Consider the following 13,973-nt stretch of genomic DNA (forward strand, 5'->3'; position numbering starts at 1 on the left):
AGGGGACTTTTCGGCCCGCACCACAAGAAATTTTTGGGGATTTTATTTCTTGGAAGTCCCTAAGAGTGGAAACCGCTGTATTAAGCAAAGAAATATTCACGAGAAACAGGTCACAAACATTATTTCGTGTGGTATCTGTGACTTGAATTTATTTTTCTAAATGGGCAGGAGGAGAATCGAACTCCTATGACCTCACGGCCGCCGCATTTTGAGTGCGGTGCGTCTACCAATTCCGCCACCCGCCCTTGGGTGTCACTTTTATAACTATAGCCTATTTTTTTTAGTTTGGCAAGAGGTAATTAGATTTAATTTAGAAATTTTTTGGTAATTGGCTCACTAAACTAGAATCAATATCCCCCAAACTGGCACAACCACTCAGAGCCATTGCCAAATTTAACTCGTCTTGTAGTAAGGAAATGATGTGAGATACGCCAATTTTTCCAGCTACCGCTAATCCCCATAACACCGGACGGCCAATGAGTACGGCTTTAGCACCGTAAGCTAAGGCTTTGAGGATATCTGTACCCCGACGGATACCACCATCCAATAGGACTTCGGCTTTACCGTCTACTGCGGCTATGATATCGGGTAAAGCATCCAAAGAAGCGATCGCTCCATCTAATTGTCTACCACCGTGATTAGAAACTACAATTGCTTGCGCTCCATATTCTACAGCCCGCACAGCATCATCAGCCCGTAAAATTCCTTTTACTACCAAAGGTAGGGGACTCAGAGATTGCAACCATTCCAAATCCTTCCAAGTGACTGCGGGGTTAATTTGTTGGGCAAAATAAGTCAATAAACCAGATTCTCCTGTTGCTTGGGGAATGTCCAAACCGGAGATATTAGTCAAATTAGCGGGATGCAAGCCAGGAGGTAAAGTGAACTCATTGCGCTGATCTCGTTCTCTTTTTCCCAACATAGGAGCATCTACCGTCAGACAAATTGCTTTGTATCCTGCGGTGTATGCTCGTTGCACCAAAGCCTGAGTTAAACCCTGATCTTTATGGATGTAAAGCTGAAACCATTGCAAACCATTGGCAACTGTGGCAACTTCTTCTAAGCTCTTGGTGGCAAGGGTACTCAGCACCATGCCCACACCTGCGATTTCTGCTGCTAAGGCTGTAGCAATTTCTCCTTCTGGATCAGCCAGACATTGAAAAGCCATGGGTGCGATTAATAGGGGTAATTGCAAAGATTCCCCTAAAACCTGGGTAGTGAGGTTAATTTTACTAACATCAACTAACATTTTCGGACGAAGTTTCACTCTTGTAAAAGCAGCGAGATTATCCCGCAACGTGACTTCATCCCATGCACCACTGCTGTAATAATCAAAAGCCATCTGGGAAAGATGCTCTTTTGCTAGTTGTTCATATCCAAATAAATTAATCGGTGATAAAGAATTCATAATCCCAATTGAGAGTTAGACTCTAGCAAAATCTACCAATTACGCCATCCGCCCGGTGATACAGTTTCATTTTTGTCATTAATACCGTGATTTTGCAGCAATTTTTGGTAATCCTGACTACTCGCCCAACGGTCAATTTCTCGCGCTCGTAATACGGGGACAGGATGGCTTAATTCGGCTGTGCGGGCAGATTTTACCATTTCTCCCAGTTCCGTTTTACTAATGTCATCATAGGCACGAGCTTGGTCAATAAAAGCATCGAGATTGAGTTGGCTTGATAAAGTAGGAGAGCCGCCGGCTAACTTCATCAATACTGACATGACAACTTTAGGGTTTTGGGTAGCTAACAAAGCGGCGCGATCGCAGCTAAACTCAGCACAGCGTACCCATGCTAATAATTGTGACTGGATAGCTTGAGCCAACACAGCACCAACATTTGGCACAATGGCGGCAGCTAAAATCAATAAGTTCACTGGTGTTAAATACACACTATGATCACACTTGAGATGGCCTAATTCATGGGCAATTACAGCCTGTATTTCTTCAGGTGTGAGGATCTCAATCAAGGATGTATGGATGACAACAAAAGGCTGTTTACCTCGCATGGCAAAGGTATAAGCGTTAGGGGCAGGATGTTGACGTACATATAATTGAGGTGCATCAATATCAAGAATTTGACAAGCTTCTAATAATAACTTGTGTAAATCAGGGAGTTGTTTTTCTCCTACTAAAATACTAGAAGCGATATTTTCCACATAAAAAATTTGTTCGGCCATTGGCCCTAGCAAATTCCGCACCATCATATCTAAACCAGGAATTTGCTTGAGAGTTTTGGTGGCTTCCAAGTCCAGAGGATGACGGAATGAGTCTGCTTTTAAGCCTGTGAGCGAGGTTTTGAGTAAGGACATAGTATTTTAATTAATCAAAAATGTGAATTCCCATGTTTATGATCGAAGATTTGGTTGGGTTTCCTTGGGTCAACCCAACCGACGATATAGCAATTCTATTTGATTTATAAATACTGGGAGGTTCAGACCCCCGACTTCTTGAAGCAGTCGGGGATCTTTGTGTTCATAATTCATTTAGGATTGCTATATTACAGCAAATTGTCATCAAACTCGGAACAAGAACCCCACCCCCAACCCCCTCCCCGCAAGCGATGAGGGGGCTAAGATGTAACTTATATGATTGGAAATCGCTGTATGTTGATTTCTCTAATTCTAACTAACCTGCGCTTGAGCAACACCTACCGGACAAGCTACGTTAGTACCACCTAAACCACAATAACCACCGGGGTTTTTGGCTAAATATTGCTGATGGTATTCTTCAGCATAATAAAATTCTGGTGCATCTAAAATTTCTGTGGTAATTTGACCATAACCTGCACTGCTGAGGGCTGGTTGATAAGCATTCCGTGATGCTGTTGCTAGTTGTTTGTCAACTTCAGAATAAACGTAAATTCCTGAACGGTATTGAGTCCCAGCATCATTACCTTGACGCATTCCTTGGGTGGGGTTGTGGCTTTCCCAGAAAACTTTCAGGAGTTGGGAATAAGTAATGATTTTCGGGTCAAACACAACTAACACTACTTCATTATGACCGGTCATGCCGCTACATACTTCTTGATAGGTGGGGTTGGGTGTGTAACCAGCCGCATAACCTACCGCCGTGGTGTAAACTCCTGATAGTTGCCAGAATTTGCGTTCTGCACCCCAAAAACAGCCTAAACCAAACATAGCGGTTTCTAAGCCTGCGGGAAAAGGTGCTTTGAGGGGGTTTTTATTCACGTAATGATGTGCTGGCACTCGCATTATTTCTTCCCGTCCTTGTAAAGCTTGCTCTGGTGTAGGTAGACCCGACTTTTTACCAAATCCGAATATTCCCATGGTTTTTAATGTGTATTATCTATGATTGCTATTCCTATCTATTGTAAAGATTTTTGTAGCTAGTCGGAAGTTGCTGTCTAAATCAGGATGTCCACCGATTTAAGGATTAACAGGATTATAGCGGTATGCACTTAGATGAGATACAGTCATCAAACTACAAACCTTGTAGGGGCGGGGTTTCCCCGCCCTTAATTGTATTTCGTCCGACCGAGAACCGCTATAACACTGGGATTTTATTACCAATTACCAATTCCCATTACCAACGTCAACTAGATAACTAGCAACTTGGGTTAGCTTAATCAGCAGAAGCCCCACGTCTCACTATACCGGAGCGTGGGGATGCCAGTCGCCTGCGACGGGAAACCCGTCTACAACGCTGGCTCATGAATGCGCGTGAGTTGAGTTGCGTAGCCACAAATTGTATTTGAGCGTAGCGAAAACAAAGAAGGCTACAGCGACGAAACGTAGCTTGCTTCTCGCCCTGGGAGTACAAAATATTGATTTTATGTGATTATGACCAGAGTAGGTGTAGTCCAATTAAATGCTCCAAATGCAGCCTACAAAACAAAAAACAAATCCCAAAACCAAAGAACCGTGGGGCGCACGGTGTAGGGGCGTATTGCAATACGCCCCAAATCAGTTAATGTCCGGATTAGGAGTCACGCTCGTTGCCCACACTCACCTGAAAGGGAGTGTGTGGAGTACGTCACCTAGTCGTAGGATGTTTAAATTTAAAAGATAATTACTGCTAGGTTATGGATCAGTATTTATTCCTGATTTGTTTCTGGGCGCACGCCGTTCGCCCCTACTTGATGAAGTCTACTATATTATGATTATTAGCATCTACTAAATTTACGCCAAATACTTCTGCGAAGCATTGACTTACAAAATAACTCACTTGCTTACAGGTAAGATCGGGAATCCATGCGGCTAAACTACTGACTGGTTTATCAGCAATACCACAGGGGATAATTTGCTCAAATCCGGTCATGTCTGGACAAACATTTAAGGAAAAACCGTGCATGGTAATCCATTTGCTGACTTTTATCCCTATGGCTGCAACTTTGTATCCTTCTAACCAAACACCAGTAAAACCAGGAATCCTTTCTCCTTTCAAGTCATAATTTGCTAAAACGCGAATTAATACTTCCTCAAGCTGACGCAAGTACCAATGTAAATCTTGACGATAACGGCGTAAGTTTAAAATCGGATAACCTACTAATTGTCCAGGACAATGATATGTAACTTCACCACCTCTTTCAATGCGATGTACATCATAGTCACTTTTGTCAAGATTAAATTTTATAAATTCTGGGTTTGCTCCTTGTCCCAAGGTATAGACAGGGGGATGTTCTAGTACAATTAACACATCCTCTAATTCTGGGTTGTTAATTCGCTCTGTAACGAGCGATCGCTGCCACTGATGAGCAGTTTCATAAGGCATTAACCCAGGATTATATAGTAAACAACGATACTGATTAGATTGAGTGCTATAAATCATCAGTAATTAGGTAGTAGGTAATTGTCAAGCTATGCAAAGGATCTTAAAGGAACATCAAGGGAATATATTTTAGAATCCATAAGGTGCTAGTTTAAATATATAACCTCAATGGTGTTGAAAGGAGTTCTCTAAAACAAGCATTAAGGTAAAACAATACAAATTAATTTACTGATTGATGGCAGCTTAACAATTTGTTGGCATTAATCAGGAGCAAATTTTCCAAAAAGGTTGTATCCTCTATACAATAGTTAATAGGACAACAGAGGTAAAAAAAAGCAAGCATTCCTATTTTGGTAAAGTTCCATAGAAGTAGGCATTTAAAAGAACCACAAAAGCCTAATTCAAGGGTTTTGCTTGAATAGCCAATTGTTTGGCAAACAGTTGGAAACAATGATGGATAGTGCAATCTTTAAGATGCAAGAAGTGTTAAAAATGCTAAAAAGCAGTTTCTTAAGAATAGGTTACGATTTGTGTTGGTGGCAGTGATAGGCCTGACCGAAATTTCTATTCCTATCTGAAACATCACACATCATATATAATATTGAGCGGGAGAGTTTACATGAAGCTTGTCATCCACGGTAAAAATATTGAAATCACTGATGCAATTCGCGAATATGTACATCAGAAGATTGAAAAAGCAGTTAGTCACTTTCAGAACATCACAAATCAAGTGGATGTCCATTTAAGCGTAGCTCGCAATCCCCGAATAAGTACCAAGCAAGCAGCAGAAGTAACTATTTATGCTAATGGTAGTATTATCCGTGCAGAGGAAAGCAGCGAAAGCTTATACGCAAGTATTGACCTGGTTGCAGATAAAATTGCTCGGCAATTACGGAAATATAAAGAAAGAAGGCAGGATCATAAAACTCAACCTATATCAACTAACGAAGCAGTAGCACCAGAGATTGTTGCAGCGGATTTAATAGGCGATCGCACCGCTGAATTACCCGAAGAGGTTGTTCGCACCAAATACTTCTCTATGCCGCCAATGACACTAGCAGAAGCGCAAGAACAACTGCAACTGGTGGGACATGACTTTTATATGTTTCATAATGCAGAAAGCGGAGAGATTAACGTTATTTATGAACGTAATCACGGTGGTTATGGAGTAATACAACCCCGCAGTAACGGTAATTCTAACGGTAGGAATGGCAAAACAGCCCAGGGTAATGTCAGTGTTGCCGAAAAATCTCACTCTAAGTAAAGTCTGATTAGATTTTTTATCGGTAGAGACGTGACCTGGAACGTCTCTACTCGGCATATCTAATGTTATCTATGCAGATGTAATTTTTGGGGAATATCTCATTTCGTGGCTAGTTGTTGCAATGTTTTCAATGCTTCCTCAACGTGGCCTTTAAAGTTCAGCATGGAATCAAAAACATACTGAACCACACCGTTTTGGTCAATCACATAAGTTACTCGTCCAGGGATAAAACCAAAAGCGGTAGTTGCACCATATTGTTTTCGCACTTGGTCGCCTTGATCACTCAATAGTGTAAAAGGTAAATTGTATTTATTTGCAAACTTTTGGTGGGAGTCCCTAGAGTCACCACTCACACCAATCACTTCAGCGCCAGCGGCTTGAAATACTTCATATTGATCTCGAAAAGCGCAAGATTCCACAGTGCATCCTGGGGTGTCATCTTTAGGATAAAAATAGAGGACAACAGATTTTTGACCCCGAAAGTCTCTCAGGCTGATATTTGCACCATTTTGGGCGGTTAGGTTAAAATCAGGCGCGGTATCTCCAACTTTGATAGCCATAATTAAAAAATTTACTATTCAAACATTACTTAATAAAATTTTACCTTGTAACTTAGGTTATCAATTTTTCTTGATAAAGTGCATCGGGAGGAGTAAGGTGAGATTCTCAAATAAGATATTTTGTCTATGCGTCTGAGTTCACTTGATGTGTTTCGTGGTATTACCATCGCGGCAATGATTCTTGCTAATATGGCAGGAGTCGCAGATGATGTTTATCCTTTCCTCAGTCATGCCCAATGGCACGGTTGTACACCCACTGACTTAATATTTCCCTTCTTTTTATTCATTATTGGTGTGGCCATGACTTTTTCTCTGTCAAAATATACAGCAGAGAACAAACCCACCAAAGCAGTTTACTTGCGCGTCCTGCGCCGCGCTGCGATTCTGTTTATTTTAGGTTTACTGTTAAATGGTTTTTGGAATAAAGGTGTTTGGACTTTTGATTTAAGTAGTATCCGCTTGATGGGGGTATTACAACGGATTGCTTTAACTTACTTGTTTGCATCTTTGATTGTTTTAAAATTACCCCGCAAAACTCAATGGTTAGTAGCAGGGGGATTACTCATTGGTTATTGGCTGACAATGATGTATATTCCTGTTCCTGAATATGGTGCGGGAGTGCTGACGAGAGAAGGTAATTTTGGCGCATTTATTGACAGATTAATTATTCCCAAAGTACATCTTTATAAAGGTGATGGGTTTAATTTTATGGGAGATCCTGAAGGACTTTTCAGCACGATTCCGGCAATAGTTAGTGTTTTGGCTGGTTATTTTACTGGGGAATGGATTAAAGATAAAAAACAAGCTACTTCACACACCAGCATGGATTTAGTCTTATTTGGTTTGTGTTGTTTGGTAATTGCAATTATTTGGGATGTGGCTTTTCCCATGAATAAGAAAATTTGGACGAGTTCCTATGTTTTATTTACCTCTGGTTGGGCGTTAATGTTATTAGCAGCTTGTTATGAGTTGATAGAAGTGAGATTAATTAAACGCTGGAGTAAACCTTTTGAGATAATGGGCTTAAATGCGATCGCTCTTTTTGTAGCATCTGTATTATTAATCAAAATCACCGCAAAAACCCAACTTGGTACAGGTGAAACTGCCATTAGTATCTATAATTGGATTTATCAAAATATCTTTGCATCTTGGTCAGGAAAATTCAACGGCTCATTTTTATTTGCACTTGTGACGCTGTTATTATGGTACGGTGTTGCGGTATTGATGTATCAGAAACGCTGGTTTATTAAAGTGTAAATAAAACTCTTGTGGGACGGGCATCTTGCCTGTCCAAATTCTGTAAATTCATTAATGAAACCTTTTCACAGGATTCATTCTTTCGCTGCAAAATTAACTTTATTATAGATATCTTCCAGCGAAACTTGACAAGCAATTGAAGCTAAATTTAAAGAATCCTGACTATTTGAATATTCTGAAAAAATCCATTTGTTATGATCAGTTTTGGAATATTGTTCAACGTGCATTGTGTATTGGTCAATTAAAATATATTCTTGAAAACTAGGAATAGTTCGATAAGCAGCAAACTTTTCATCTTTATCATAGCTTTTAGTTGAATTTGATAACACCTCAGCAATCATCACAGGATTAGTAATAGTGTCTTTTCTACCTTCTTCAAAAACCAAGGGAGTTTGGACAACCATAATATCAGGATAAGTGTGAATGCGTCTATTAGGAATCCAAAGTCGTTGATCTGTAACAAAGACTTGATAAGGTTGACGTTTAAGCGCAAAATTTAGCACAGCATAAAAATTGCCAGCAACTTGGTTGTGATCTGGTGTTCCACCTGTCTTATGTATAATCAATCCATCAATATATTCATGTCGTATATCTGAATTTACTTCAAATTCTAGATATTCTGCGGGTGAATAGTAGCGTGTTTCCTGTGCAATAGTCATAATATTTCAACTCCCAAGGCTACATCATAGATTGTGTTGGAATGTGAGAAAATCTATCTTTTTGGACGTTTTACACCACCAGGGCGTTTTACCCCAAATCCATACATATAAATTTCAGGCATATTAACACGCTTATCAGAACGCCTGTCAATAATTCCCAGTTGTAGCAAATATCGCATAATTTCCTCCGGGTTTAAAGTGGGTGGTTGTTTTCCAAGTTCTTCACTCCATGTTGTATTTTTAAGTTTATCTAGAAAAATTTCTTCTGCAACAGGAACTTTCAAGCCATTCAAGCTGTTCTTCAGAGGTGCTAACCAAGGATATTCATCTACTAATTCTCCAATTCTATATTTGGAAATATCAACAAGTGCGCCTTGTAAATCAGAAGGAGTTAGGAGGGTATCTCCAGTTAAATTTGGTATATCAGATTCATCTATTCTCCTCTGTGCTGGTAATGAAAACAGCTTTAAAAATGCGCGGGGATAAATTCTTCCTCCAGCATCTTTAAGATGATTAGGAATCCAAAGATGTGTATATCCCTTTCTAGGATTATCACCCATAAATCTACTAATTATTCTGCCGATCATAAATTCGTGAGAAAGTTCATTGGCAGTGATAATTATTCCCAAAGGTGTGTTAGTTTCTTTGAGAAAATTTGGTGATATACTACGCAAATATTCAGCCATTTCGTGACCAGAATTTGCTAATCTCTTGAAAAGTAGTTGATATAACCATGAATCTTTCCATTCCAAATTAATCTGGTAAGCTTTTAACTTAGAAGCATCAGGAAAATTTAAAAAATCTTCTCGAAAAAGATCGGTACGTAAAAAAATCTTGGGTCTAATTCTTTCCCAACGCCGCCAATTATCTAACCAAAAAGCTAAAAGTTGACGAATAGGAGCAGCTAATTGATGATATGAAGATCCTAATCTATCTAATTCATCATAAGTGATAAATAACCATTCATCTGATTCAATTAATTTTTTATCTAACCTTGCTGTTTCTCGCACACTGGGAGACATAGCATGAACTAGCATAGCGTCGCTCTGGATGATTTCGACTTAGGATAGTTCCCTGTATTCGAGAAGTTGGAAGTTGCATATCAAGCACCGGATACATTAAGCGTAGCCTATTCATTGCTTTACCTTGAAGTTTTTTTAAATCATGACCATGGGTTTTTATTTCTTCTATATCTTCAGAAAGATATACTGTAACTAATACCTTAAATGAACATTCAACGACATAACCAGCTAGATATACTGCATTATCCAATCGTTCCTCTCGTTCCTCATTCAACACATTCAACAAAATTTTTGCATCATGTAAATGCCTTGCTGCTGCTTGTGGAAAAGACGCTTCTAACAAAATTATTCCTTACTTATTGTTTTCCAAAAACTACAAAAATCCTAAAAATGAGTCCGCATTCGCGGACTTTTATTCAACAGAATCAACCCATCAATTAAACCGCAATCTCCGCAGCTTCCGTAGCTTCTAAGGCATTAATCTCATCTAAAATCCGCCAAATTTCCTGCATCATTGCATCTAAACCAGTGCGAGTTACAGCCGAAATTATGAAAACAGGTGCTAAAGCCAGATGATTTAATTGAGTAGCTAAAGCCTCCAAATCAACAGTTTCTCTATCAACAGCATCTATTTTATTCAACGCCAAAACTTGCGGACGTTTAGTTAAACCCCGTCCATAAGCCTTGAGTTCTTCTTGAATAGTATGAAAATCAGCAATGACATTTTCACTTGTCGCATCAATTAAATGTAATAAAACCCTAGTCCGTTCAATATGACGAAGGAAATCATAACCTAAACCAGCACCATGAGAAGCACCTTCAATTAAACCGGGAATATCCGCAAAAACAGTACCATCACCCGTGGGTTTTTTCACTACACCCAAATTAGGAATTAAGGTAGTAAAAGGATAATCAGCAATTTTTGGACGTGCAGCCGATAAAGAAGAAATCAAAGTGGATTTACCCGCATTTGGTAAACCAATAATTCCCACTTCTGCTAACAATTTCAATTCTAAACGTAAGACCTTTTTTTCACCTTCTAAACCAGGAAGTGAATATTCAGGAACGCGGTTACTGTTACTTAAAAAATGTTGATTTCCTAACCCACCTTTACCACCTTTAGCAACTTGAAAGCTTTGTCCAGGTTCAACTATATCGCATAGCAAAGCACTTGTTTGCCCGTCATAAACAGCAGTACCACAGGGAACTTCAACAATTAAATCTTTTCCACCTGCACCAGTGCAATTATTTGGACCGCCACGTTCTCCATTTTGGGCCTTAAACAGATGTTTATAGCGAAAATCTAGCAAGGTTTGGAGGTTAGAATCACCGACAAAAATGATTGAACCACCTCTGCCACCATTTCCACCAGATGGACCACCTGCTGGGACATATTTTTCTCTGCGGAAAGCAACAATACCATCACCTCCGTCACCTGCTTCTACTTCAATTATTGATTGGTCTATGAATTGCATAATTTAGTTATTAGTCATTAGTTATTAGTCATTAGTCATTAGTCATTAGTCATTAGTCATTAGTCATTAGTCATTAGTCATTAGTCATTAGTCATTAGTCATTAGTCATTAGTCATTAGTCATTAGTCATTAGTCATTGGTTATTGGTTATTGGTTATCTGAAACATGACCGATGGATTTTAGGTAGGCGTTTAATTGGGGTGCTAAGTTATTGATGGTAATTTTCAGGGTGACTACTTGTTCATCTGTTAACAGATTACGTGTATACGCTCGTCTTAGCCAGTGTTGAGTTTCATATAATGACCCTCTAGCTATTCTAACAAATCGCCGATTGTCTTGATAACTACCTCTTCCTACGCCCTCTGCTATATTCGCACCAATGCTGTCTGCTGAACGGATTATCTGTTTACCTAATGTATTTTTTGGTAATGACTCCCATTGGTTAACAATTTTCCAAATATCATCAGCCAATTTTTCTGACAATTGATATACCCGTAATTCTTGAAACCTCCCACCACTCATTATCTCACCTCACCTAATTAATGACCAATAACTAATGACTAATGACCAATGACCAATAACTAATGACTAATGACTAAATATAAGGTGTAACATCCTCACCACAATCATCTGCTAGGTAGGAGAGGGCGCGGAAGCGTAAGCCTACCATTTGTTCATAAAGGGGGTTGATTTTACACATCGGTGGGATATGGACAATTTTCCGTCCAAATAGAGTTACATCTCTTTCAAAGGGACACTGGGAAGGAATCATCTTACACAAAAATCTGGCAACTCTGGGATCTTGAATATCTAACCCGTCTAACCAGTGACGCAAGGGAGTTAAAGCGTCTGGGTGTGGGGCTTGAAGTCCAGTAGCGGAAAAATCGTTTGTTTGTGCGGTATCTTGTAGGGTCTGACGTAAGGCCGTGAGTAAATTCTCTTGCAGTTCTAATTTTTGACACAATTGCTGAAGCAGATCATCCTCACTAGGAGAATATATACCATCAGCGATCGCTACCATTACCGCTGTCCGTAAGAAATTTTCCGCTACAGGCGTACCTTTACCCAATATGGCCGCTAGTTCATCAGGTTCAATTATCTCTAAAGAATTCCAGTCAATAGCAGGGGCTAATTCATCTTTGGTAAGATTAGTAATTACTTCCTGTTCTTGAGTATCAAAATTACCATCAGCCCAAGCAATAGTCAGTAATCCCCGTAACCAAGCAATAATTTGTTCGCTACTGTAAGGAGTTTGAGTAGTAGTTGTCATAAAAACTCAGGCCTTGTAATTTTTATTAGTCAATATTAAGTTATCTTGAAAATAATTAAACTTCTGTATATTTAATCCATTCAGATCCCCAACTTATTCATATCCCCGACTTCTTTAAGAAGTCGGGGATCTAAACCTCATCCATTTTGAAACCTGAAGTAATGCGAGCATCTTGCTCGCTACTTAACAGCAGGGAGCTTAACAGCAGGGAGCTTAACAGCAGGGAGCAAGATGCTCCCACTACTTTCAATAACTATGGTTTTCATCTTAGACGGGGTTTATCTCTATCTCCAAGATTATTGAAAATAGATATAATTGATGATATTTATCATTAACTAAGGGATAAAGTATGTTTTGCTTTGGGATTGAACATGAAGTTGCTTTTCTCAATCATCAAGGAAAGTTTGCAGATTTCCATAATACAAAATTTGCCGATTTTCAGCAAATTATTGACAAATTACCTATCTATTCCACTGATTACCCACAATTAAGAGTTGGTGATGCTGGGATTAAAAAAAAGCGTTGGTATATTGAAGGATTTGAAAGATTTAACGAATCTGAAGAAGTAATTGACTGTGTAGCTAAAGGCATCGAAATTAGAACAACTATCCACTCTAGCATTCAAGGAGCAATTGATGAATTAACCGCAAGTTTTATTTTATTAAAAGAGGTTGCTGCTAGTTTTGGATTTTCGCCTGTTTTAGCCAGTTTTAACCCCTATACTTGCGTATTTAAACCACAACCTCCATTAAATAATTTTGAAATTAAGCAATTACAAGCTTATCCAGATGAACAAACTGCTCATATCTATATGGTTTCCTATGGCCCAGATTTAAATATTTCCCTAGCAAATTTGTCTACTGAAAAATTAATTGATATTGGTAAAAAGTTGACTTACTATAGCCCTTACATCATTCCTTTTAGTTATAGTTCTCCTTTTTATAATGGTGATTTATGGGAAGGTTTATCAGTAAGGACATTTATCAGAACCGGAAAAAGATCCGCAACATTAGTTTTTTTGGAAAAAACAGAAGAACTAATCAAAAGTGTGCCTTCATTAACTAAAATTGCCCGCATTCCCTCGGAAGTAGGACGAATAGAATTTAAAGCTTGTGATAGTTGTGATAATTTCTCTATTTATGCAGGTTTATTAGCTTTACTAAAAGGTTTAGTGTTAGATGAAACCTTACCAGGTAGAGCAATTATACCTGATGCTGATTTACACCAAGTTTCTGCAAAATACGGTTTTGAAAATGAAGATATTTTTGTTAATACAACCAAAATTTTCCAATCTGCTGAAATCGCCCTGAAAGATGATCCTGATATTGAATTTTTAACCCCATTAAAAGTTATTTTATCAGAGCAAAAAACCAAATCTCATGAATTAATTAAGTTGTTCCAAAATTTAGGTTCAATTGAAGCCACACTCAAACAAACTTATAATAGGGAATAGGGAATAGGGAATAGGGAATAGGGAATAGGGAATAGGGAATAGGGAATAGGTAATAGGTAATAGGTAATAGGTAATAGGTAATAGGTAATAGGTAATAGGTAATAGGTAATAGGTAATAGGTAATAGGTAATGTAATAGGTAATAGGTAATAGGTAATAGGTAATAGGTAATAGGTAATAGGTAATAGGTAATAGGTAATAGGTAATAGGTAATAGGTAATAGGTAATAGGTAATAGGTAATAGGTAATAGGTAATAGGTAATAGGTAATAGGTGACAA

General features: G+C 38.7%; 15 protein-coding genes and 1 tRNA gene. 3 read left to right on the forward strand and 13 right to left on the reverse strand.

Annotation, left to right across the window (positions count from 1 at the left end; translation table 11 throughout):
- Positions 1-161: 161 nt before the first annotated feature.
- The 5 genes from EZY12_22655 to lipB all read right to left on the reverse strand — a co-directional run bounded on the left by EZY12_22655 (position 162) and on the right by lipB (position 4,795).
- Positions 162-245 (reverse strand) — tRNA-Leu (locus EZY12_22655).
- Positions 246-310: 65 nt separating this feature from the next.
- Positions 311-1,408, reverse strand: coding sequence for an alpha-hydroxy-acid oxidizing protein (locus EZY12_22660; protein QSX67469.1), 1,098 nt, complete (start codon positions 1,406-1,408; stop codon positions 311-313).
- A 32-nt stretch (positions 1,409-1,440) separates the two neighbouring features.
- Positions 1,441-2,316: a M48 family metallopeptidase gene (locus EZY12_22665; protein QSX67470.1), complete on the reverse strand. Its 876-nt coding sequence runs from the start codon at positions 2,314-2,316 to the stop codon at positions 1,441-1,443.
- A 312-nt stretch (positions 2,317-2,628) separates the two neighbouring features.
- Positions 2,629-3,294 (reverse strand): peptide-methionine (S)-S-oxide reductase MsrA, encoded by a 666-nt coding sequence (gene msrA, locus EZY12_22670; GenBank protein QSX67471.1) that lies wholly within the window; start codon positions 3,292-3,294, stop codon positions 2,629-2,631.
- 805 nt (positions 3,295-4,099) lie between these two features.
- Complete coding sequence (lipB, locus tag EZY12_22675; GenBank protein QSX67472.1) at positions 4,100-4,795, reverse strand: lipoyl(octanoyl) transferase LipB; 696 nt, start codon at positions 4,793-4,795, stop codon at positions 4,100-4,102.
- Positions 4,796-5,354: 559 nt separating this feature from the next.
- Between lipB and raiA the strand changes: the two genes are divergently transcribed.
- Positions 5,355-5,999 (forward strand): ribosome-associated translation inhibitor RaiA, encoded by a 645-nt coding sequence (gene raiA, locus EZY12_22680; protein QSX67473.1) that lies wholly within the window; start codon positions 5,355-5,357, stop codon positions 5,997-5,999.
- A gap of 98 nt (positions 6,000-6,097) precedes the next feature.
- Here raiA and EZY12_22685 read toward each other — a convergent pair whose 3' ends face one another.
- Entirely contained in the window at positions 6,098-6,559 is a 462-nt protein-coding gene (locus tag EZY12_22685; protein ID QSX67474.1) for a peroxiredoxin, read from the reverse strand.
- A 126-nt stretch (positions 6,560-6,685) separates the two neighbouring features.
- On the opposite strand from EZY12_22685, the gene EZY12_22690 reads away from it, so the two are divergent.
- Positions 6,686-7,816, forward strand: a complete 1,131-nt coding sequence (locus tag EZY12_22690; protein QSX67475.1) for an acyltransferase family protein — start codon at positions 6,686-6,688, stop codon at positions 7,814-7,816.
- 74 nt (positions 7,817-7,890) lie between these two features.
- On the opposite strand, the gene EZY12_22695 is transcribed toward EZY12_22690, so the two are convergent.
- The 6 genes from EZY12_22695 to EZY12_22720 all read right to left on the reverse strand — a co-directional run bounded on the left by EZY12_22695 (position 7,891) and on the right by EZY12_22720 (position 12,242).
- Positions 7,891-8,475: a Uma2 family endonuclease gene (locus EZY12_22695; GenBank protein QSX67476.1), complete on the reverse strand. Its 585-nt coding sequence runs from the start codon at positions 8,473-8,475 to the stop codon at positions 7,891-7,893.
- A gap of 53 nt (positions 8,476-8,528) precedes the next feature.
- A complete protein-coding gene (locus EZY12_22700) occupies positions 8,529-9,512 on the reverse strand; it encodes a hypothetical protein (GenBank protein QSX67477.1) in 984 nt (327 codons plus the stop codon).
- Complete coding sequence (locus EZY12_22705) at positions 9,460-9,840, reverse strand: hypothetical protein (protein QSX67478.1); 381 nt, start codon at positions 9,838-9,840, stop codon at positions 9,460-9,462. The genes EZY12_22700 and EZY12_22705 overlap by 53 nt, the downstream gene beginning before the upstream one ends.
- A gap of 94 nt (positions 9,841-9,934) precedes the next feature.
- Positions 9,935-10,972, reverse strand: coding sequence for a GTPase ObgE (obgE, locus tag EZY12_22710; GenBank protein ID QSX67479.1), 1,038 nt, complete (start codon positions 10,970-10,972; stop codon positions 9,935-9,937).
- A gap of 147 nt (positions 10,973-11,119) precedes the next feature.
- A complete protein-coding gene (locus EZY12_22715) occupies positions 11,120-11,494 on the reverse strand; it encodes a four helix bundle protein (GenBank protein QSX67480.1) in 375 nt (124 codons plus the stop codon).
- Positions 11,495-11,567: 73 nt separating this feature from the next.
- Positions 11,568-12,242, reverse strand: coding sequence for a nitrogenase (locus tag EZY12_22720; GenBank protein QSX67481.1), 675 nt, complete (start codon positions 12,240-12,242; stop codon positions 11,568-11,570).
- Positions 12,243-12,591: 349 nt separating this feature from the next.
- On the opposite strand from EZY12_22720, the gene EZY12_22725 reads away from it, so the two are divergent.
- Positions 12,592-13,695 carry a glutamate--cysteine ligase gene (locus EZY12_22725; GenBank protein QSX67482.1) on the forward strand — a complete coding sequence of 368 codons (1,104 nt, stop codon included), beginning with the start codon at positions 12,592-12,594 and terminating at the stop codon, positions 13,693-13,695.
- Here EZY12_22725 and EZY12_22730 read toward each other — a convergent pair.
- Positions 13,680-13,973, reverse strand: coding sequence for a hypothetical protein (locus EZY12_22730; GenBank protein QSX67483.1), 294 nt, complete (start codon positions 13,971-13,973; stop codon positions 13,680-13,682). The two genes, EZY12_22725 and EZY12_22730, sit on opposite strands and share 16 nt — an antisense overlap.

The organism is Dolichospermum sp. DET69, from assembly GCA_017355425.1.
GTDB lineage: Bacteria > Cyanobacteriota > Cyanobacteriia > Cyanobacteriales > Nostocaceae > Dolichospermum.